Origin of the sequence: Mesorhizobium sp. M0678 (genome assembly GCF_040320505.1) — a bacterium.
Lineage (GTDB): Bacteria > Pseudomonadota > Alphaproteobacteria > Rhizobiales > Rhizobiaceae > Mesorhizobium.
The window spans coordinates 32,744-54,597 of sequence record NZ_JAMYPT010000012.1 but is presented as its reverse complement, the minus strand read 5'-3'; the positions used below and the strand labels follow the sequence as shown (position 1 = coordinate 54,597).

Below are 21,854 nucleotides of genomic sequence, written 5' to 3'. Positions count from 1 at the left end.
TGCGGCCGGATCAGACGCTAGAGGCTCCCCGATAGATCGCCGTCGCTTGCGGTTGCGCACTAGTCTCAGGTCGGCTTGATCTCTGCCTGGCCGATCTTGCGCCATCTGGCGTTTTCGCCAACCAGTTTCAGGTCGTCGGTCGTCTCGGCAAATGTCCGCAATCGGTATTGCCGGAGCAGGTTTGGGAAGAGCGCCACTTCCGGCAGGCCGGCAAGCTGCTCGCGGACTGAGATCTTTTCATCGATGACCCGCATGCCCCAGGCATTTTCCCGAACCTGCAGCTCCGCGGCCAGATCGCGCTCTTCCGGCGCGTTTTCGTCCAGCACGGCCAGAAGGATCGAGTGGAAAAGCGCTACGTAGCCAATCTGTCTCAGGCCGCCCACGACCCGCACGCGCGGCAATATGGCAAGGACAAGGAACGTCAGGAACAAGTTCGGCAGCAGCACGCCTTCCAGCAGCGCCCGCCTGAGATGTGGCCGCTCGAACGGGATGGAAAGACCTTGCGGCCTGTCAGGCTCGATCAGGTGCCCGTTCTCGAGAACGAGCTTGCGCACGCGCTCCTCGCGGATGCCCCAGAAATAGTCCGTGGCATTGGGCAGGAATCTGCCAAATGGGCTCGATGCGGCCTCTTGCCAGGCATGTTCGAGACGCTGGCGTCTTGCGGGTTCAATGAGCAGCCTGGAAAGAAGGCTGCCGTCATATTCCAGATGCCGCGCCATGGCAGCCGCGGCGGCCCGATCATCGATGAAAACCGGTAGGGCCATGCCGGCACGATCCCAATTGGCGACCAGATCCTGGTTCAGGGCAGTCAGCGCATCGGCGGCGGTTTCAAACACCTTGTCCTGGCTGGCAAGCAGTGTGCCCAGCCAGCGGCTGCCATCCGTTTCGTCGCCCACCGCTTCGAGCGCGCGCTTGTTGAGGGAGACGGGACCGGCCACGCAGGCGCTTTTGCGGCACAGTTTGTGGCGCCCCATGCCAAAGAGGTTGATCTTGTCGTCGCCGACGTCGAGCCATCCCGGCCCCTCCCGGCCAACTGTCTCCATGGTCATCGTCGTTCCCATGAAGCCGACGAAGGCCGACAGCCCGTTTTCGACCGCGCCGAGCCAGGCAAGCAGGAGGGCATCGAAGGTGATCCGGTCCATCAGAAGCAGGCAGTGCAGGCCGGACTGAATCACCGGTCTGTGCTCGAACTCGTCGAGGGCTTTGCCGATCTCGTCAGGCTGCATGGTCATACCGAGGCGCTGATGCAGGACTTCGCGCAGGATCGAGCGGGCAGCGATCGCCGGGCCCGATGCAGGCCTTGCCACCGGCCGCCAAAGATGGCGGGCGTAGTCGGAAACCGGTGCATTCCAGTTCTGCTCGATGTCGCGCACGACCTCCGGGCAGAGCAGCGACAGCACAGCCAGAATTTCCACCGGAGGCGTAGGGGTAGAGGTAGGATCAAAGACGGCGGTCATTGGTCCCGTCTAGCCGCTTGCGGTGCAAACGCCAAGCGAGACCAGACTTGCTGGATGCGGCCGGCCCACACATAGATCGTCAACTCGATTAAGATGGCGTGAGACGAAATGGCCGTATCCTACGCAGCTCTCCATGAGCAATCACCTGTTCGCTCGGCACGAATTGTCAGACTGGCTAAACAGCTAACGCCAAACAGCGGATCTTAGAACCGCAGCCGGGCCATGCTCAGGAGGTCGTGGTACTGCCCGTCGGTAAAGCCGGCCTTCACATGCCGGCCTTCGACCTCAAAGCCGTGGCTTTTGTAGAGACGGAGAGCCGCTTCGTTGTCGGCATAGACGGTCAATTCGACCCGCTTCAGGGCGCGCCAGTTGTCGGCCACGTCAAGCAGCGCGCCAAGTATGGCAGAGCCGATACCTTTGCCGACAAAGGCATCGTCAAGGCCAATATTGATCTCGCCGATATGCGAACGGCGCGGTGAACCCTGCACGACCAGGCTGCCATGGCCGACGACCTTGCCGTCCAGCTCGGCAACGATCCAGGTGGTTTCCTGGCCGGACTTGGCAATGCGCCGCGCCACCTGCTCCACCATCTCGAAAGGCATCCTGAGCGTGCCCCAGCGGAAGCCCGGCATGTTGAAGATAGCGCAAAGCGCCTCCGCATCGCTTGGCCGGACGGACCGCAGCAGCGGCTCGATTTTCTCGGAGGGTGGCGAGGTCGTGCTGGTCATGGCGTTCCCGGCGAAGGCAATCGGCCCGGTACGATGCACCGGACGCCACCTGAAAATCCAGCCGTCTCTGACCTATGATGCCGATTGCGAGCTAAAATACCGGGAGGCGGCGTAGAGTTTGAAGACGCCGCTGATGCCTATCCAGCCGAAAAGGGCGAGCCAGCACAATGTCCCGGTCGCCGTCCAGTCGATCCGGTGCACCGCAGCGTCGGTGATGACGACGCCGAGGATGGTAAGCAGGCCAACCAGAAACTGCGCCAACCCGAGCACCAGCAGTTCCTCGCGCGGCGCGCTTCTCCAGACGAGATATATACCGCCCGCACCGGCGAGGAAGATGGCGCTGTAGACCTGAGCGTGGAAGGCATCGATCGGCCATGGCCAGATGCCACTGAATGTCAGGGGAAACAGCAACAGGCCGACGCCATAGAGCCCAAGGATCGCGGATTCCGCCGGCATGTAGCCGCGCCATGCGGGATTTAAGGTCACGCCTTTTGCAGAAGGACGGGCCCTGGCCCGCCACAGGGACAGCCCGGATACCGCGACCGATGCAAGATAGACCAAAAACCACAGCCAGGGCGCTTTGCGCTCGAAGTTGAAATAGCCGAGATTGATGAACGAAGCCACCGACACGATGACGGTGAAGATGAAGGCCATGACGAGCACGAGCCTGCCGGGCGACCAGCGATTCCAGACCAGCAGTGCCGCCATCACGACCATTTCGGCGGTGTAGAAGCCACCGAGGAAGCGCGCATTGAACGGCGTGACGGCCCAAGGCCAGCCCGGTTTCACCATCGCAGGCATGAAAAGCAGGCCGGCGCCTACGATCAGGACGACGATGACCCCCGCAGAAAAAAGGCGCAGGGCCGCGGGAAATGGCGGATTGTCTGATGTCGGCATGGGAGAAAATCCCAAAGATGAATGCTCCATGGACCATCATAGTGCTGCTTGCGGCCGGTTAAAATCCGCCGAATGGAAATTGAACGGTCACCAGGCTTATCCATTCGAATGGCCGTACGGTCCGTTTCGAAGTAAGATGGAATACTCGGACCAAAGATCGGTCCGGTCAAAATGCCTCGAGGTGCATTTTCCGGAGCCTGCACGATGAACGAAGCTCAGGATCTATTCTCACTTCTGCGACAATCGGCCGATGTCGATCCGCAGGCGATCGACGCGATCAAGCGAACCATCGCGGAGGGCGAGGACCACGAACTTTGCCGCATCAATGCGCCAGCCTTCGCCAGCAAGCATGGCCTCGACGAGGAGCGCGCAATAAGCGCCTTTCTCCATGCGGCGCGGGTGGGCATCTTCGACATTTCCTGGAATGTTCTGTGCCCCGGCTGTGGCGGCGTGCTCGACACCAACGCCACGCTGAAAACCCTGCAAAAGGACGAATACACCTGCGCGCTGTGCTCAGAGGGCTATTCACCGACCCTCGACGAGATGGTCGAGGTGACATTCACCGTCAGTCCCCGCGTGCGCAGGATTGCCGCCCACAATCCACACGAACTGCCGGTGGCGGAATATTTCCGCCAGATCTACTGGGCGTCCGGCGTCGATCTGCCGGAAGAGGATTTCGCGAAAAAGCTAGAAGCGTTCTCCCTGGAGGATATCGAGCTTGCGCCCGGTGAAAAGGCGGTTCTGACCATACAGCTTCCGTCTGAATTCATCATCGTCTTCGAGCCGGTCACCCATTCAGCGCAGTTCATCGACGGGAAGGGCGAACCAACAAAGGAGCGCCGGAGCCTCTCTTTGGCCTTCGACCGCGACCATGTCCAGAACCAGACGCTGGAGATGCAACCCGGCCCGTTGCGCATTTCGCTGGAAAACCGGACCGACACCCGCGTGCTGCCGACGGTCTTCATCGCCGGCCAGGCATTGCATGATTTCCTGGGAAAACGCCGGCCCTTCCTGACCGCCAAGCGCCTGCTCACCAACCAGACGTTCCGCGATCTCTATCGCACGGATACACTCGACATCAACCAGCGCCTGAAGATCACCAGCCTGACGTTCCTGTTCACCGACCTGCGCGGATCGACCGAGCTTTACGAGCGGGTGGGCGACCTTTCAGCCTTCGATCTCGTGCGCGAGCATTTCCAGGTTCTGCACGAGATCGTCACGGCGGAGGCAGGCGCGGTGGTGAAGACGATCGGTGATGCGGTGATGGCGACCTTCGCGACGCCTGATCGTGCGATTGCTGCAGCCCTCAGGATGCGCGATGCCATGCGTACGCTCAACGACAAGAGCGGGCGCGAGGATCTGCTGCTCAAGATCGGAGTCCATGCCGGCCCCTGCATCGCCGTGTCTATGAATGAGCGACAGGACTATTTCGGCCAGACGGTCAACATTGCTTCGCGGGTCCAGAACCTTGCCAACGCACAGGCGATCTTCGCCACTCGGGCGGTGGTCGACGACAATCTCACCGCCGATCTCTTGCACAGGAACGCGCTGACGCCCGCGCCCCACGAGGTCTCGCTGCGCGGCATTGACCGGGAGATAGCAGTATATACGATCCCCTGAAGGCTTGGCCCCTGAAGATTTGGCTCGTCCCGGCCCCTCACACGCGCCTACAGATAAAATAACGATCGGCGGGAACCGAAGGTGGCGGCGGGAGGCGTTGCAACTGCGGGTGATCGAGCGGCGTGCCGCTGACCGCGATGCCGCCGACGCGAAGCAGGCGCGCGGTCAGATCGGGAAGCCAGGTAGAGGTCACTGCATCGCGATCTTCATAGCCGGTGCCGATGTCGGCATGAACAAGAGCGGCGTCGATGCCAATGAACCTGCTCGCCGTCTCGCGTATTTCGCCGAGCACGAGGTTTTCAGCTTCGGGAATTGAGCTGGCGTGTGCGGCAAGTGCGCGGTCGAACGCTACGATCCGGCGTCCGGGCAGGCGCTCGCGCAGATGGTGGAACGTCCGGCCATTGCCGAGGCCGAGCTCGAGCACGGGCCCCTCCATCTTTGCCACCTCGGCGCAGACATGATCAAGTATGTCGCGCTGTGCGGTCATCCTCCGGATGAAACTGTCAAGGCGACTCATGTGCGATTGTATGTCCAGAACCAGTTCACGAAATCAACTGCCCCCGACCAGAGCGTTTCGCGGCTGAAACCCGAGGCCGACGTGTTAAACCCCGATCGAGTCTTGCCGCGTGTAGAGGCGGACGATGAACACTGCAACAAGCGAACAGTTGCCGACAAGGATCATACGGGTGGAGTCGGCGGCACTGCGCGCGGCGGAATAGCGCTGTCACTTGTAGGGGTCCGCGGCGTCCCGCAACCCGTCGCCGAGGAAGTTGAACGCCAAGATGACGAGAACGACGGGGAGCATCGGCAAAAGCAGCCATGGATAGAACGCGATCACGCTGACGCTGCGCGCCTCGGTGAGCAGGATGCCCCAGCTGGTTATCGGTGCCCTCAGCCCGAGCCCGAGGAAGCTCAGCGCCGTCTCGCCCAGGATCATGCCAGGTATGGAGATCGTCGCCGTCGCGATCAGATGCGACATGAAGCCGGGAATGAGATGCCGCCCGATGATGCGGCTGCTTCTGGCGCCCATCAATTGCGCGGCCAGAACGTAATCCTCCTCGCGCAAGGCCAGAAGCTTTGAACGCACGGCCCGCGCCAGTCCGGTCCAGTCGAGCAGCCCGAGGATGACGGTGATGCCGAAATAGATCAGGATCGGACTCCAGGTTATCGGCATAATCGCCGCCAGAGCCAGCCATAGCGGAATGCTGGGGATCGATTGCAGAACTTCGATTATCCGTTGGACGATCAGGTCGAAGATACCGCCGTGATAGCCGGCCAGTCCGCCGATGACAATGCCGAGCAGGAAGCTGAAACTGATGCCGACGAGGCCGATTGTCAGTGAAATGCGTGCGCCATAGATGATGCGCGAGAGCACATCGCGCCCCAGCCTGTCAGTGCCGGCCAGAAAGAGCTGGCCGTTTTCGGCGGGGCAGACAAAATGCCTGTCACCTTCGATAAGGCCCCAGAACCGGTAACTGTCGCCCTTGCAGAAGAAACGGATCCGCTGAACATCATCCTGTTTCTCGACGTAGTTCCGCTTGAGCGTGTCCATATCCAGCGTCATCTGGCGGCCATAGACGAACGGCCCGACGAACTGGCCGTTGTGGAACAGGTGCACTCGCTGCGGCGGCGAATAGATGTAGTCCATGTTGCGCGTGTGCAGATCGTAGGGCGCCAGGAACTCGCAGATCAGTATCCCGAAATAGAGCGCTGCCAGGAATATGCCGGATACAAGGGCAAGCCGGTGCCGACGGAATTTCCACCACATCAGCCGCAGCTGCGACGCCTGAAAGACCTTCGACTGCTCCGGCGTCATCGCCTCGACCGACTCCAGGTCAAAGGGCGCAATGGAAACGTAGTGTTGCAGCGGGGCGCCCGGAGCGGGCAGCGGCGATTGCGTGTTCATTTGGTGCTGCCGCCTTGCAAACGAATTCGCGGATCAAGTAGCGCCAGCGCCAAGTCGGAAATCAGGACGCCGATGACCGTCAGGAAGGCGAGGAACATCAGGAACGACCCTGCCAGATACATGTCCTGGCTTTGCAGCGCCTTGATCAGCATCGGCCCGGTCGTCTCCAAAGACAGCACGATTGCCGTGATTTCGGCGCCGGAGATGATGGCCGGCAGGATAGAGCCGATATCTGAAATGAAGAAATTGAGCGCCATGCGCAGCGGATATTTGACCAGCGCCCTGAAGGGATGAAGGCCTTTGGCCCGCGCGGTCACGACATATTGCTTATGTAGCTCATCGAGCAGATTGGCGCGCAGCCGCCGGATCATGCTTGCCGTGCCCCCGGTGCCGATGATCAAGACCGGAATCCAGAGATGGGCGAGGATCGACTTCGCCTTGGCCCAGCTCATCGGCTCGCCGAGATATTGCTGGTCCATGAGATGGCCGATAGACGTGCCGAACCAGATGTTGGCGAAATACATCAGGATCAGCGCCAGCATGAAGTTCGGAATCGCAAGGCCGAGAAGGCCGAAGAAAGTCAGGCCGTAGTCGCCCCAGCTGTATTGATGCGTGGCGGAGTACATGCCGATCGGAAAGGCGATGAGCCAGGTAAAGATGATCGTGACGAAGGAAACCAGCACCGTCAGCCACATTCGGTCCCCGACGACGTCGCGAACCGGCAGCTCATATTCGAAGGAATAGCCGAAATCGCCGTGCAGCATCCCGCCGACCCAGTAGAAGTAGCGAATGACCGGTGGCTTGTCGAAACCATATTCCTTGCGCATCATCTCGATGCGATCGGAATCCACCGCTTCGCCCTGAGCCCGAAGCTCGGCAACATAGCTGTCGAAATAGTCGCCTGGGGGAAGTTCGATGATCGTGAACACCAGTGCCGATATGACCAGCAGCGTTGGAACCATCACGGCGATGCGCCAGACAAAATATCGAAGCACGCTCAGGACTCTCCAAGCCAGAATGTATCCGGCATATAGACACCGAAATAGGCGGTCGGGTCGTAGCCGTAGAGCGCCTTGTCAGGCAGATTGCGCAGCCGCGAGGATGCCAGAACCGGCTGATGCGTTCCGTTTACCGTGCCGATCGAAAACACCTGATCGGTATAGATCGACAGCATTGAATTCCAGATCTCGGCGCGCTCCGTGGCTTCGGTCGATGCGTTCCAGCGCCTGAGTAAAGCCATCAACTCGACCACGGGCGGAAGATCGGGCGCTTCGCCGACCTTGCCACGGGACAAGTAGTGAGCACCCCAGAGCGGCCATTGCAGCTGGTCATCGACGGTTGGGGCCAGTTGGTAGGGGTTCATGTCGGCGGTCGGCACGCCATTGTCGATGCCCGACCACATCGACATCATGATCTGGCCACCAAGCGCGCGGCTGCGGAAGATGTCGCGCTGCGAAGTCCGGATGAACAGGGCGATGCCGATCTTGCGCCAGTGATCGGTGATGAGCTCGAGCGCGTCGGTTTCCAGCGTGCTTTCGCCGGCCGTTTCCACTACGAGCTGCGCCGAGCGTCCGTCGGGAAGTATCCGCAGGCCGTCATCGTCACGCGCCTGAAGCCCGACCTCGTCGAGCAGGGCATTGGCCTGGTCGGGATCATGGGCGACCCAGGCTTTCGCGAATTCCGGCCGGTAGAGCGGGCTCTCCGGCAGGACCGTATCGGCACTTTCCTGCGCCAATCCGTAGAACACAGCCAAATTGATCTCGCGCCTGTCCACAGCGAGCGAAAGTGCGCGGCGCACGCGCACGTCACGAAAAAGGCCACGCCACACCTGGTCGGCACAATTCAGATTGGGCAGCAGCGCCAGCCGCGAACCTTGTGTGCGTTTCCAGAGATGCATCTTCACCGGGTAGCGCTTCTCCGCATCCTTCAGGAAGGAGTAATCGGTGAAGTCAATTCCCATGCCTTGCAGGTCGCTCTCGCCCGCACCGGTCTTGGCGGAAATGATCGCCGACGAGCTGACATTCATGACAATCCGGTCGACATAGGGCAGTTGCCGGCCATTCTCGTCTATTCGATGAAAGAACGGGTTCCGCTCGAAGACGAACTGCTCAGCCGGCGGCTTGGTCCGGTTCTGCCAGGGATCGAGCGTCGGCAGTTCCGGGTTCTCCGGGCGATACTGCCGCGACATGCGGATATGCAAGAGCGTCCATTTCTGGGCCCGGTTCTCCTTCATTAGGCCGGCGAGCCGGAATGGATCCTGGTATTTCTTGTGGAACTGCTTGAGATAGGCGGCCGGCAGAACAAGCGATAGGGGCGAAGCAGCGGCGAGCTTGGGCAGGAAGTCGGGATTGGGCGCATCCCAACTATAGCGGACCGTCAACGGATCGACGATCTCGAAGCGTGGCGGCTTGCCGTCCGCCAGCAGGGCCGGGGCAAGCCCGCCTTGCGAAAGCTCATCGTTCAGCCAGACATCTTCCCAGCAATAGCGAAAATCCTCCGACGTCAGCAGGCTACCGTCAGACCATTTATGTCCTTCTCGTATCTTGAAAGTGAAGACACGATCATCCGCTACATCGAAACTTTCGAGAATGTCGGCTTGCAGGTTAAGCTTTTCGTCATAGCCGACCAGGCGAGCGTACCCGTAGATCGTCATCATCCGGATATCTTTCTGGCTGCCGATGATCGTGCGCAGCGTGCCGCCATATTGGCCGGGCTGCCGGCCCATCGCAGCGAGATTCAACGCGCGCGGGCGCTTGGGCAGGCGTTCGGCGAGTGCCGGCAGCGCTCTGGCCTTCAGCTGCGGCTCAAGAAATTCCGGCTCCAGATCGCCGGCGCGCAACGTGCCCGGCAGAAATGCCGAAGCCATGAGTCCAAGGACGGTGCGCCGGCTGATCAATGGCGTAGCTCGCTGACATCGGCCGAACTTCGGGCCAGCACGAGGTGGCCGCCGCCAAGATCGAGCGGCGACAGCATGTCCTCGTCGCCCTCGTCGCGGAATTGCGGTCCCCATGCGCTGGTGTCGGAAGCGCCGCTGAGTTTCAGCGTCTTGAAATCCATCGGCCTGTCGAGATCGGGGAAAGGTACTGCGGCGACCAGTGAGCGCGTGTAGGGGTGGACCGGTTTCCTAAGCAGAATTTCGCGCGGCGCGAGCTCGACGATACGCCCGCCGCACATCACCGCGATGCGGTCTGCCATGTAGTCCACCACCGCCAGGTTGTGGGATATGAACAGGTAGGTCAGGCCCAGTTCCTTCTGCAGGTCCTTCAGAAGGTTCAGGATCTGCGCCTGGACAGAGACATCGAGTGCCGAAACCGGCTCGTCGCAGATCAGGAGTTCAGGCCCCAACGCCAACGCGCGCGCGATGCCGATACGCTGACGCTGCCCGCCGGAGAAACTATGCGGATAACGCTTTATGAAGCGCGGGTCGAGCCCGATTGCCTGCATCAGGCTCTTGACCGTGGCGAGTCGGGACGCGGCATTGCCACGTCGATGGATTTCCAGCGGCTCGCTCAAAATGTTCTCCACCGTCATGCGGGGTGAAAGCGACGAAACCGGATCCTGGAAGACCATCTGGATTTTCGCGCGCAGCATGCGCAGGGCGTCTCCCTCGGCTTCCAAGACGTCGATCGGACCATCGCGGCCATTGAAGATCACAGAGCCGCCGCTAGGGGTGACAGCCCGCATGAGGATCTTGCTGACGGTGGTTTTGCCGGAGCCGCTTTCGCCGACAAGACCCAGGCACTCACCCCGCCTGATATCAAAGCTCACGCCGTCCACGGCGCGAACAGAGGTTTGATGATCTCCGCCGAACCATCCGGACTTGCGGATCGTGAAGGTCTTTGTCAGATCCCTGACCGACAGCAGGATGTCGTCCGGCCCCTTCGATGCCGGCGCCGTCTGCTTGCCGAGCAGGTTCCCGACATTCACCGGCACCTCGCGGAGCGCCTTTAGCCTTTCGCCGGGCTTCAGGTCGAAATGCGGAACGGCTGCCATCAGGCCCTTCAGGTAAGGGTGGCCCGGCCGGCGGAATATCGCCTCCACAGGTCCCGCTTCCATGATCTCGCCATGGTACATGACCACCACCTCGTCGGCGACGTTGGCGACTACGCCAAGGTCGTGCGTGATCAGCAGCATCGCCATGTTCAGCTTCGTCTGAAGCTCGCGCAGCAATTGCAGGATTTGCGCCTGGATGGTGACGTCCAACGCCGTCGTCGGCTCGTCGGCGATCAACAGCGCGGGCCGGCAGATAAGCGCCATGGCGATCATGGCGCGTTGACGCAATCCTCCCGAAAGTTCAAAGGGATACATGTCATAGGCGCGCTTGGGGTTGGGAAAGCCGACAAGTCCGAGCATTTCCTCGGTCCGCGCCTTGCGCTCCACCCAAGCCATGGGCGTATGAATCTGCAGGGATTCGCTCACCTGATTGCCGATCGTATGCAGCGGCGACAGTGATGTCATCGGCTCCTGAAATATTTTGCCGATGCGGCTGCCTCTCAACGCCCGGATTTCGAGTCCGTCACGCGGCATCTGCAGGATATCCTGCGTCGTGCCGGGCTTTTCAGGATCGGAAAACAGGATACGGCCGCGAACATGGGCTGTGTTCGGCAAAATGCCCATCACTGCCTGGCTGAGAACCGATTTTCCGGAACCGGACTCGCCCACAAGCGCGGTAACCTTGCCGGGCAGGACGCGAAGATTTGCACGCCTGACGGCATGCAACGGTCCCCCTATAATGGCAAAAGAGATGCCAACATCCTCGATCCGCAGCAGATCAACGCCCAAATTCATTCTCACACCAGCCCCCACTCTGGCAGGTCCAGAAGGCGAGACTATCGCATTGCCAGCCTAGAGCAACTTGGATTCGAACAGTCGCCAGTTCCCTGGCGGAACCGGCGACCGGACTGTTACCAAACGCGTTCGGATCAGATCGTGGCGGTTACTGGAGCTTCCTCGGGTCGCCCGCGGACGGCCGCGCGGCATTGCGATGAAGCAGCATGACCTGCTCGGCGTCCGATATTCGGTCGTAAATCGGCTCCAGCGCACCGTCTTCGTCGAGCGAGAGAGTACCCGACAAATCGGGTGAAAGCACCGTTAGCTTCTGCCTGATGCCCGCCAGTTCCTCCATGCCGAGCGCCAGCCAGTTGTTGGCGCCGCAATAGCTGGCGAAATCTTTGCTGGCGAGAACGCTGTGCGGATATTTCTTGGTCAGGGTCTGGAGGCGCTGGACCTCGTTTACAGCCGAGCCGAAGACAGAGAATGTGAGCCGGTCGGTAAGCCCGACATTGCCGAACATCACATTGCCGACATGCAGGCCGATACCATAGTTTATGTCGCTCAATCCCTGCTGCTTTCTGCGCAGATTGAGATCCATCATGCGCGCGGTGGCCTTGTGCGCTGCTGCAAGAGCAGCCTGGCAGGCGATCTCGGACTGTGAACGGTGCCTTGCGCAAGGGTAGACGGCAATGAAGCCATCACCTATGAAACTCATGATCTGCCCGCCCTTGCGATTGAAAGGTGCAGCAGCGGCGTCGAAAAACTGGTTCAGCGTATCGATATAGACTTCGCGGCCGGAGGTTTCGGCAAGTCTTGACGACCCGCGCATGTCGCCCATGACCAGTGCCGCCCGGATTGTATCACCCTCGCCGCGCTTGATCTGGCCGTCGAGCACGCGCCTGCCGGCGTCGCCGCCGAGATAAGTGGTCATCATGTTGTCGGCAAGCTTGGTGAGCACCGCCATCTTGGTTGCGATAGCGAGATGGTTCTGGATGCGCAGCAGCGCCGAAATCATGCTGTCGCTGAAGCCTGCAGCACTGTCGGTGGACCAAGACCCGATCATGCCCTGACTGGTGTTGCCGCTGAAGGGATGGACGAAAGCCATGTAATCGGTGACGCCCATCAGCTTGAGGTCATCGAAAACAGGAAATTCCGACGACACCGACGGGTCGAGCCGGCGCCGCAGATGGTCGAGCTTGTGGCTGAGCAGATGGTAGTATGGGCTGGTCAGGAATCTGTCGGAATGAACGCCGTTCTCCTTGCGGAAGCCTTCCACTTCCAGGCCCTGGCCGCGGAGCCAGGTGAAGCCGAGCGCGTCATAAAGCGGATGAAGCATCGAAAAGCTCAAATGCACCCGCTTCAACGGCAGGCCGGCAGCAGCCAGCCGTTCACAAAAGCCCCTTACCAATGTTTCCAGGTCGTCGCCCGCCAACGCCGATTGGGTCAGCCAATCGGCAACCTTATCCATGAGAATGGCAGAAATTTCTGCTTGCGCTGTGCTCATGCTATCTCGAAATCTCCTTGCACAAATTCGCCGGCTCGGACGCCGTCAGGCCTTCACCACCGTCTCTCGGGCTAGCCCGAGGCGGCCAAAAATATTGCGTGTGTCGACGATCAGTAGAGCGTGATCCGCGATCGCCTGATAGTCGATCGCGTCGTGGTCGGTTGCAACGACGACAGCGTCGAAATCCTTCAAGGCCACATCGGTCAATTCGACCGAGCGACGCCCCTTGATCGCCATATGCTCCCGTGTGGCCGGGATTTCGGTAACATGCGGATCGTGGAATTCCGCCTTGCCGCCCCATTCCTCGATGAGTTCAATGAGCCGCAATGAGGGGCTTTCGCGGATGTCGGGCACATTCTTCTTATAGGCGAGCCCGATGATGAGAATGCGCGAGCGGCTGAGCGCCTTGCCGCAGCGCCGGTCCAGCGCCTTCGCCAGTTCATCGACCACATGACGCGGCATGGCCGTGTTGATCTCTGCCGCCAGCTCGATGAAGCGGGTCGGCAGTTCGTATTCGCGAGCCTTCCACGTCAGGTAGAAGGGATCGATCGGAACGCAGTGCCCGCCAAGTCCAGGGCCAGGATAGAACGGCATGTAGCCGAAGGGCTTGGTCTTTGCCGCCTCGATCACCTCCCAGATGTCGATTCCCATCGCACCGAGCACGATCTTCAACTCGTTGACGAGGGCTATGTTGACCGAGCGGAAGATGTTTTCCGTCAGCTTGACCGCCTCGGCGGTCGCCGTGGTGGAAACCGGAACGACGGTCTTGACCACGCCATGGTAGAAAGCCTGCACGAGCGTCGCCGCTTCAATGCCGTCACCTGCCACGACCTTGGGGATCGTCGCGACTTCAAAGCTGCGGTTGCCGGGATCCTCGCGTTCGGGCGAGAAGCCGAGGAAGAAGTCTATCCTCGACTGCAAGCCGATTTTTTCCAGGATGGGCTTGATCACGTCGTCGGTGGTGCCGGGATAGGTGGTCGATTCCAGCACGATCAGCTGGCCGAGACGCAGATGCTTCGCGATGGTGCCGGCGGTGTTCCTGACAAAGGAGAGATCCGGCTCGCGGTGTTTCGTCAGTGGTGTCGGAACGCAGATGATGATGACATCGCAGACGGCCAGTTCGGCAAAATCCGCAGTGGCGCGGAACCGTCCGCTCGCCACCTGGCCGGCAAGGGCTGTCGACGTCACCGCCTCGATGTAGGATTGTCCGTTGTTCAGGCTCTCGACCTTTTGGGCTTCGATGTCGAAGCCGCAAACAGGGAAGCCGGCGCGTGCGATCGCAACCGCCAGCGGCAACCCGACATAGCCCAGTCCGATCACGCCGACTTGCGCGGCACGCGTCGAAATCCGGTTCAGAAGACGGTCATATGTCGATCGTGAGGCGTCCAAAAATCTGCTTCCCGTCAATTCGGACAGGCCGTCCGCTTCCATGGTGAGGCTCACCGCTCACAAGAGCCCCGAGGCATATTGCGGAAAATCGATGTCCGCAAGCCGTCAGACCGGCACCTTCGCCTTAAGGCTTGCGGCAGCCATCGCATAGCCGCCGGCGGCGCCATCGATGAAATGAACGTGATCGCGCTGCAGCGGCGATGCGACGAGGCATGTCATCAAGGCCGATTTCTGGCGGTGCAGGCCATAGTTGCAGATGCCCGCCTCTTCCGCCTGTTTCAGCCGGTTCTCGATCCGTTGCAACACATCCGCGTCAACGTCGATGGTCATCTTTAAGCCATCGTCGAACTTCCGGAAATCCGAATTGCTGGCCACTTCGCGTTTGTAGATCTTCGGATCGAATCTGCCGATCGTCCAGCCATATCTATCCGTAACAGCCGTAAGCGTCATCAGGAACACTATCCACAGCTTCGACAGCCATCGCCGTCCTGCCGGCGCCGTGGCCCGCGCCTCGATATCGAGGCCGGCGGGCAGCAAACTGTAGTCCGGCCCGTTCACCGGCACCGGGTGGCCATCGCGTTCCTGCCTGCCGGCAAGGGCGATGATGTCGGAAACCAGAAACTGAAAACCGCGCAAGTCGCGCGACGCCCCCGGTATGGCTATGATCGAGACGATTTCGCCATGCCGGGCTTCGATCGGGTTCCAGCGGCACGAGAGGCCGGTCAGGTCCGGCCGCGCGCCGGCCGGCGCAGGATCGATGCGGTAGCGCCCCGCTTTCATCTCGGCTTCCGCCCAACTGCCGCCACCTCCGGCGAACATGGCATAGAAGACCGCATCGGAGGCCTGGAACCTCGCCACGCGAACGTCGAGGCCTTGCGCTCTTATATCCTTTATCGGCACGATTGCGGCACGCAAGGTCAGATCCAGTTCGTCCGCCACCCATCTCTGGACAGCCGCCAGCGCGTTGCGGGTGATCTCCAGCGCCGAGCCGGGAAACGCCACGAGCGCGCCGTCGCCGCCGAAGACAAAGGGAAGATCTTGCCTACCCAGCGCATTGAGCAGCGCCGAAATGACGCTGGCACCGGCCATATTGACGGTTTTATAGCGCCCCGCCTCGATCGCCTTGGTCGAGCCGACGATGTCTGCGGTGGCCAGCGCCCAGCCATCGGGGAGAGGCCGATAGTTATCAATATCGGCAACGCTTTCAAACTTTGCGAAGACCGGCAGAGAAGCAACAAACGGATCGGACGCGGCAGCTGTTTCCATGAGCATCAGATAGCACATTCCAGTGCTTGAGGGTGAAGTCGATCATGCTTCGAAATTGACTTGCGCAGGCTTTCCGATGATAGGGTCCGGCGATGCGAATTGCCTTCTATGCGCCGCTGAAGTCGCCCAATCATCCCGTTGCCTCCGGCGACCGCCAGATGGCACGGATGCTGGTCAAGGCGCTGGAGCATGGAGGACATAGCGTCGAACTGGCATCCGAATTGCGCTTCTATCTACGCGAACCGGATTGGAAAAGTTTCGATGCGCTCAAGATCGAGGCCCGGGAGGAAGCCGCGCGGCTGGCAAGGCTTTGGGATCGTGACGGCAAGCCCGATCTGTGGTTCACCTATCATCCCTATTACAAGGCGCCCGACCTGATCGGGCCCGAACTGGCGTTGGCCTTTGGTGTCCCCTATGTGACAGCGGAAGCCTCCCATTCGAGGCGGCGCAACACCGGTTTGTGGGCCGATACGCAAGCGTTGGTGGCGCGAGCCGTCGAACAGGCGGTGCTGAACATCTGCTTCACGCAAAGGGATCGTCAGGGACTGGCAGATGCGGTACCCGACGCCGCTTTCGGCATGCTTTCGCCCTTCATCGACACCTCGCTATTCCGGGAAACGCCGGCACGGGGTTGTCCGACGCGCCTCGTTACCGTCGCCATGATGCGCCCGGGCGACAAAGTCGAAAGCTATCGCATGCTGGCGCAGGCGCTCGGTTCGATCGGTCACCTGCCCTGGACCATGTCGGTCGTCGGGGACGGACCTGCCCGCGAGGAGATCAAAGCGCAATTCGCCGGCTTGCCCGCCGAGCGTATCGAATGGCTTGGCGCGATTGAGCCAGCCGCCGTGCCGGATGTCCTCTACAGTGGGGGAATTTACGTCTGGCCGGGTTTCGGCGAGGCCTATGGCGTTGCCTATCTTGAAGCACAGGCCGCCGGCCTTCCGGTTGTGGCTCAGGACGTCGCCGGCGTGCCGGAGGTCGTCCGGAATGGCCAGGCCGGGTTTCTCACCCCGCCGGACGATGTGGCGGCGTTCGCTTCTGCCATTGAAAGGCTTCTGGCCCGTAACGACGAAAGATCCATCATGGCCGCAGAAGCCAGACGTTTCATCCTCGAAGAACGTTCTCTCGGTGCTGCAGCGGCGCGTCTGGCCGAACTTCTTGCGAAGATCCCGGTCTCATGACATCCGATCAAATCTGGCAACCCTTGGTGGAGGAACTGGCGAGCCGGCAGCGGGCGGACCGTAAGGCAGAGTTCTGGCTGCGCGACGATGACGCCGTGGATCCGACGCCTGCGCTTGATCGGTTGCTCGACCTCACCGGTGAATTCGCGGTTCCGGTGACTCTGGCCGTCATTCCCGCCCTGACTGACGAGAAGCTTGTCGTTCGGCTTGACGAGGCGCCGCATGCCACGGTCGCCATCCATGGCTGGGCGCACCGAAATCATGCGCCCGAGGGCCAGAAGAAGCAGGAGCTCGGCGCGCATCGGCCACGCGAGGCGGTGCTCGATGATCTGGCTCGCGGGCTGGCGCACGTAACCGGCCTGCACGGCGCACGTGCCGTTCCGATGCTGGTGCCACCCTGGAACAGGATCGACGCCGGCTTGGTATCCGACCTTGGATCGATAGGATTTTCGGCATTGTCGGTCTATGGGCCGCCAAGGCCGGCTTCACTTGCGGTCATCAACAGCAATGTCGACATCATGGATTGGCATGGCACGCGCGGCTGCCGCGATCATGGCCTATTGGTTCAGGCTATCATCGCGCAATTGCAGCATGCATTCGATGGGGGCGAACCGGTGGGCCTGCTCACCCACCATCTCGTACATGATGAATCGGCCTGGCTCTTCCTCGAACGGCTGTTCACAGTCACCGCACAGACTGAAGCCTGCGCATGGCTTCCGATCAGGACATTGATCGGGCGCAGCGCCGGTAGAACAATTCCAGGAAAGTATGAACGGTTTCCGTCCGGAATTGCGTCAAAACAAAGAGATAGAGGAAAATAGCTCAGCGCCTTTTGCGCAATGAGACTGGAAGTTTGAGCGTCTGGCCATCCCGCGCGGCAAAAGCGCCGGTAAACCTGTCCTTGGCCAGTTTCTGGATCTTGTCCAGTTCCTTGTCGGTGCGTGTCGGATCGTGGTGAAACAGCGCAAGCCTCCGCGCACCGGCCGCCTCACAGAGCTTGACGCCCTGTTGCCAAGTCGAGTGCCCGTAACCGCGGCGGCGTTCCATTTCCTCCTCGGTGTAGGTGCAATCGTAAATGACGAGGTCGGCATCTTCGATCAGGCCGAGCACCGCCTGATCGAGTTTGTCCGGCTCGTGCTCAGTGTCTGTGATCACCGCCACGACGCCGCCGCCCCATTCGACCCGGTAGCCTATGCAGCCGCCCGGATGCATAAGACTGCCGGTTCGGACCACCACCCCTTCGCGCGGGCGAAGCACGTCTCCGGATACGAAATCGCGATAGTCGAGGCTTGCCTTGCAGGCCTCCAGTTTCACCGGAAACCACGGCGGCCGCATGAACTCATCGACCATCTGCCGGGTCGTCATGTGTCCTGCAAGATGCCCGGACCAAAGCGTAACCTTGGCGCCCCGGTCATAGATCGGCGCAAAAGACGGCAGCCCGATGATGTGATCGTAATGGCAATGGGTGAAAAGCAGGTCGAAATCGGTCACGCCCAACGCCTGAAGCGCCGCGCCGGCAGGCCGTAGGCCAGAGCCTGCGTCGAACAGAAGCGTATGCTTACCGCATCGCATCTCGACGCAGATTGAGTTGCCGCCATAGCGAGAGAATTCTGGCCCTGATACCGAAATGCTGCCGCGGACACCCCAAAACCTGACCAGGAAAACGTTGTCGTCCATGCTACCCCTTCGCCCATCATATCCAAACAACTGCTGCTAGGCGAGACAGGCTTTCTCCGGGTGATCTTCTCAGCGAGAGGACAGTGCCGTCACGACGGCGAGGATCGAGCGCACGTCCTTCGTTATTTGGCGCTTCGTGCGTCGATCAGATCCGCGGTCGTATGGCTTAGGCGATCGGCAAGAACCCGCAATATCTCGATGGTCATTTCCGGGAACTCCCTCATAAGCCTCAGGAAATGATCCTTGCGGATTCTCAGGGCTTCCAGCGGACTTGCCGCTCTGACGGTGGCAGTGCGGGAGCTGTTGCACAATATGGCGATCTCGCCAACGATCGAATTTGGCTCCAGTTCGGCAACTTTTATCGGTCCGCTGTCGGAATCGACAAGAATATCCGCCCTGCCTGAAAGGATGACATAGGCGGCGTCTCCCTCGTCGCCCTGCCGGAAAAGGATCTGGCCGGCGCTGTAGCTCACACGATCGGATGTGAACGCAAGCAGCTTGAGCTTTGTCGGCTCGATGGCAGAGAACAAGGGAACGCGTTGCAGCATTCCAACTTCATCCTTGAGCAGCATTGTCGCAAACCTTCCAAAATTCGCGTTTGCCAGACTAGAGCAACGGACGCCCAGATGGAATCAATTCTCTTTCCGGGATGGCGAGACAAACCACGCGAAAGGTGGCGAGCCCGATATCGTGCACCGGCAGAATGATCCCATTTGAATGTCCGTTGCTCTATGACAACAGTTCCTTGAAGATACCGTTCCCTGCCAAAAGTGTCTCGTGTGTTCCGTCTTCCGCCAATTGACCCGAGTCGAAGACGATAACGCGATCGAACATCATCGCCATTGCCGGATTCGTCACGACCCACACAATTGCCGGCGAATGGCCGTCGCGCCTGGCTTCCTCGAGCACATTTCGCAGCACCTTATCCTGCATGCGCTGGTCTAGCGCCGACAGCGGCCGGTTGAGAATGAGAAAATCGGGACGCTTGAGCAAGGCCCGGGCAACATCGAGCTTCTGTCGCTGTCCACCGGTCAGCCGCCTGCCGCCGGAGCCGACGTTGAAGTCCAGGCCGACATCCAGAAGTTCGCCATAAAGCCCCAGTTCGTCAAGAATGTCATAGACGATGGAGCGTATGCGGTCGGGCGCGTCGGGATGATTGTTGCCCACACGCCCGAACAGGACATTATCCATGACGGTGGCCGCGGCAATGTATTTGGCAGGATCATACCGTTCGACCGCATTGTGCAGCTCGGGCGGCAGGTCTTCATAGAACCGGTTGCGTGCAGCGACGATCTTGCTCATCAGCTCGTCGCTCAGCAGGCCGAAGCGGTGCCGGGGCTCGATGTAGGCAAAGCTCAAGGTGACGATCATGGCGCGATCGTTCTCCGAAACCGCCTCGTAGGGACGGTTCTTGAGCCGTTGCAGCAAGGTTTCGTAGGCGGGTATCTCCTCCGCGCTCATGAAGGCGAGCTGCTGGAAGAACTGGTGATCGGGCGGCAGGTCGGCAAACAGCTCGATCGCCTGTTTGGCGATCTCCAAGCCCATTTCGTAGAGCGTGCGGTCGAGGCCGGCTTGCCTCAGCACGGAAGCAAAATAGGGATTGGCCGCCAGGGCCCTATCGGCCAGTTCGGGGCCGGCGGCAGCGCCGAAGAGCAGGTTTTGGCCGATCGTTGCTTCCTTGTTGTAGGCGCCCGGTTCGAAAGGAACCACCAGTCCGCTCAGCCCCTCTTGTTCCAGCCGGGTCCGCAGCGCCGCACGCAGTTCGACGATCCGCCTGGCAAGCTCCGTGTGACGCGTGAGGTCGGCCGAAGAGCGCAAGCCGAGATCCAGAATGTCACGCGACAGAACAACCGCGTCGAGCACCCGGCGCACGGCTTCAAAGAGGTCGTGCGGGCCGGTAGCGCCAGCGGAAGCATAGTTGATCCAGTCGCTGTGGATATCAAGATCCGGATTGCCCGACCGGCGCGCCTCGTGAATGTTCCAGCGGTGCTGATCTGCCGCAGCACCGTCATAAGGCACCGATGTCAGCGGCGCATGCTTCAACCCGTAGAGCAGGTTGTCGCGGAGGCTTGCCTGGAACAGGAAAACATCCGACGAGGCATACGACATGCGCCGGCCGGTTACTGCTTCGGGGAGTTCAAGCAGGTCGTCGGTGCCCGAAGCGACCCTTCCGCTGTCCGGCCAGTTCAGCCGCGCGAAGGCTTCTGCAAGCGCCTCCGCTCCACCTGTTGCGGTACTGACCAGTGCCACCGTCTCACCCGGCTTGACCTGGAGGGAGATACGGTTGAGGAGCATTGCACCGCCATCGTCCGCTACGGACAGATTGATCGCCGACAGCGGCTTGGTCATCGGATCGGGATCGTCGATCGTCAATACCCCGATTTTCGGCGCGATGAGACCTTCGACGGTGAACTGTTCAACGACCTGTTGATATTTGACCTGGACATCCTGCCGATCCTGATCCCAGTCGATCAGTTCCTTCATCGGTCCGGGCAGGTCCTTGTAGGCGCCGATCACGGCCACGAGCTGGCCGACGTCCAGCCGCCCCTGGAGGACCAGATACCCGCCGATCATGTAGAACAGAAAGGGCGTGAGCTGCGCGAGAAAATTGTTGAGGAACTTCACCATGAATTTCCATTGGTAAAGATCGAAGCGGATCTTGAAGATGAGCCCGAGCCGGGCAGCTATGTCGGCGCGCTCGTAGTTTGATGTATCGTGGACGTGAACCGCGCCGATGCCGTCGACGATTTCGCCAACCCGGCCCGAAAGCGCGCGCGCCGTCAACTGCCGTTGGCGCCCGAGCACGATCAGCCGCCGCCGCATTCGCGGGATGAGCACGATCTGGATCGCCACGATCACGACCGCTATCATTCCGAGCCAGACGTTCTGGATCATGATGAACAGCATGGCCGTCAGCGCTTGGCCGCCGAGCAGTACCGGCTGCAGGAAGGCGTCGCCGATGAAGCCGCCCAGCGGCTCCACCTCGTCCTTCACCATGGTCGCCACTTCGGCGGATTTCACCCGCTTGAAGTAAACCGGCGGAAAACGCAGCACACGGTCGACCAGATCGAAGCGGATACGCCGCAGCATGCGTTCGCCGAGGCGGCCCTTGTAGGTGTTGATGTAGAATTTGAACAGGCCGTTGATGACGACTAGCAAGAGGAACACAAGGCTCAGGGCAAACAGGGTCTCCTCGCGGTCGAGCTGAAAACCGGAGAAGAACTGGACCTCTCCAATGAACGGCAGGTTATAATGTAGCCTCATGAATGGCTGGGTCGCGCCCGGTTGCTCGAAGCCGCGACCTTGGATCGGTCCGTTGACGATCAGCTTCGGCAGGTCGAAGGACATGAAATACGGGATCATCGAAAGCACGACGATCATCAATATCCAGAGCTGCTGCTTCTTGGTGTGCGTCCAGATATAGCGGGCTAGGCTGGCTTCCATATGCGACTGTGG

At 60.5% G+C, this 21,854-nt stretch carries 17 protein-coding genes; 3 read left to right on the top strand and 14 right to left on the bottom strand.

The window, feature by feature from the left end:
- Nucleotides 1–65: 65 nt before the first annotated feature.
- The 3 genes from NKI29_RS21230 to NKI29_RS21220 form a co-directional block, all read right to left on the bottom strand.
- Nucleotides 66–1,457, bottom strand: a complete 1,392-nt coding sequence (locus NKI29_RS21230) for a hypothetical protein (RefSeq protein ID WP_352570077.1) — start codon at nucleotides 1,455–1,457, stop codon at nucleotides 66–68.
- A 203-nt stretch (nucleotides 1,458–1,660) separates the two neighbouring features.
- Nucleotides 1,661–2,185: a GNAT family N-acetyltransferase gene (locus NKI29_RS21225; RefSeq protein WP_352450247.1), complete on the bottom strand. Its 525-nt coding sequence runs from the start codon at nucleotides 2,183–2,185 to the stop codon at nucleotides 1,661–1,663.
- Between the two features lie 72 nt (nucleotides 2,186–2,257).
- Complete coding sequence (locus NKI29_RS21220; RefSeq protein ID WP_352570078.1) at nucleotides 2,258–3,082, bottom strand: hypothetical protein; 825 nt, start codon at nucleotides 3,080–3,082, stop codon at nucleotides 2,258–2,260.
- A gap of 204 nt (nucleotides 3,083–3,286) precedes the next feature.
- Between NKI29_RS21220 and NKI29_RS21215 the strand changes: the two genes are divergently transcribed.
- Nucleotides 3,287–4,702, top strand: coding sequence for an adenylate/guanylate cyclase domain-containing protein (locus NKI29_RS21215; RefSeq protein ID WP_352570079.1), 1,416 nt, complete (start codon nucleotides 3,287–3,289; stop codon nucleotides 4,700–4,702).
- 37 nt (nucleotides 4,703–4,739) lie between these two features.
- Here NKI29_RS21215 and NKI29_RS21210 read toward each other — a convergent pair whose 3' ends face one another.
- From NKI29_RS21210 to NKI29_RS21175, 8 genes are all read right to left on the bottom strand, one after another.
- Nucleotides 4,740–5,219, bottom strand: a complete 480-nt coding sequence (locus tag NKI29_RS21210; RefSeq protein WP_352457162.1) for a class I SAM-dependent methyltransferase — start codon at nucleotides 5,217–5,219, stop codon at nucleotides 4,740–4,742.
- A gap of 207 nt (nucleotides 5,220–5,426) precedes the next feature.
- A complete protein-coding gene (locus NKI29_RS21205; RefSeq protein WP_031211575.1) occupies nucleotides 5,427–6,608 on the bottom strand; it encodes an ABC transporter permease in 1,182 nt (393 codons plus the stop codon).
- Nucleotides 6,605–7,603, bottom strand: coding sequence for an ABC transporter permease (locus tag NKI29_RS21200; RefSeq protein ID WP_352570080.1), 999 nt, complete (start codon nucleotides 7,601–7,603; stop codon nucleotides 6,605–6,607). The genes NKI29_RS21205 and NKI29_RS21200 overlap by 4 nt, the downstream gene beginning before the upstream one ends.
- Nucleotides 7,604–7,605: 2 nt before the next feature.
- Nucleotides 7,606–9,504, bottom strand: a complete 1,899-nt coding sequence (locus NKI29_RS21195; protein WP_352570081.1) for an ABC transporter substrate-binding protein — start codon at nucleotides 9,502–9,504, stop codon at nucleotides 7,606–7,608.
- On the bottom strand, nucleotides 9,501–11,396 hold the full coding sequence (locus NKI29_RS21190; RefSeq protein WP_352570082.1) for an ABC transporter ATP-binding protein: 1,896 nt from the start codon (nucleotides 11,394–11,396) through the stop codon (nucleotides 9,501–9,503). The genes NKI29_RS21195 and NKI29_RS21190 overlap by 4 nt, the downstream gene beginning before the upstream one ends.
- 148 nt (nucleotides 11,397–11,544) lie before the next feature.
- Complete coding sequence (locus NKI29_RS21185; protein ID WP_352797162.1) at nucleotides 11,545–12,885, bottom strand: adenylate/guanylate cyclase domain-containing protein; 1,341 nt, start codon at nucleotides 12,883–12,885, stop codon at nucleotides 11,545–11,547.
- 45 nt (nucleotides 12,886–12,930) lie between these two features.
- The gene (locus NKI29_RS21180) at nucleotides 12,931–14,274 is read right to left on the bottom strand and encodes a nucleotide sugar dehydrogenase (protein WP_352570084.1); all 1,344 of its coding nucleotides are present in this window, start codon (nucleotides 14,272–14,274) and stop codon (nucleotides 12,931–12,933) included.
- A 105-nt stretch (nucleotides 14,275–14,379) separates the two neighbouring features.
- Nucleotides 14,380–15,558 (bottom strand): DUF3095 domain-containing protein, encoded by a 1,179-nt coding sequence (locus tag NKI29_RS21175; RefSeq protein ID WP_352457190.1) that lies wholly within the window; start codon nucleotides 15,556–15,558, stop codon nucleotides 14,380–14,382.
- 74 nt (nucleotides 15,559–15,632) lie between these two features.
- On the opposite strand from NKI29_RS21175, the gene NKI29_RS21170 reads away from it, so the two are divergent.
- Complete coding sequence (locus tag NKI29_RS21170; RefSeq protein ID WP_352570085.1) at nucleotides 15,633–16,721, top strand: glycosyltransferase family 4 protein; 1,089 nt, start codon at nucleotides 15,633–15,635, stop codon at nucleotides 16,719–16,721.
- Nucleotides 16,718–17,542, top strand: coding sequence for a polysaccharide deacetylase family protein (locus NKI29_RS21165; RefSeq protein WP_352570086.1), 825 nt, complete (start codon nucleotides 16,718–16,720; stop codon nucleotides 17,540–17,542). Before NKI29_RS21170 ends, NKI29_RS21165 begins: the two co-directional genes overlap by 4 nt.
- Nucleotide 17,543: 1 nt before the next feature.
- Here the strand turns inward: NKI29_RS21165 and NKI29_RS21160 are convergent, their stop codons facing one another.
- From NKI29_RS21160 to NKI29_RS21150, 3 genes are all read right to left on the bottom strand, one after another.
- Nucleotides 17,544–18,398 carry an MBL fold metallo-hydrolase gene (locus NKI29_RS21160; protein WP_352570087.1) on the bottom strand — a complete coding sequence of 285 codons (855 nt, stop codon included), beginning with the start codon at nucleotides 18,396–18,398 and terminating at the stop codon, nucleotides 17,544–17,546.
- Between the two features lie 122 nt (nucleotides 18,399–18,520).
- Nucleotides 18,521–18,970, bottom strand: a complete 450-nt coding sequence (locus tag NKI29_RS21155) for a cyclic nucleotide-binding domain-containing protein (RefSeq protein WP_023675957.1) — start codon at nucleotides 18,968–18,970, stop codon at nucleotides 18,521–18,523.
- A gap of 157 nt (nucleotides 18,971–19,127) precedes the next feature.
- Nucleotides 19,128–21,842: an ABC transporter transmembrane domain-containing protein gene (locus tag NKI29_RS21150; protein ID WP_352570088.1), complete on the bottom strand. Its 2,715-nt coding sequence runs from the start codon at nucleotides 21,840–21,842 to the stop codon at nucleotides 19,128–19,130.
- Between the last annotated feature and the right edge of the window lie 12 nt (nucleotides 21,843–21,854).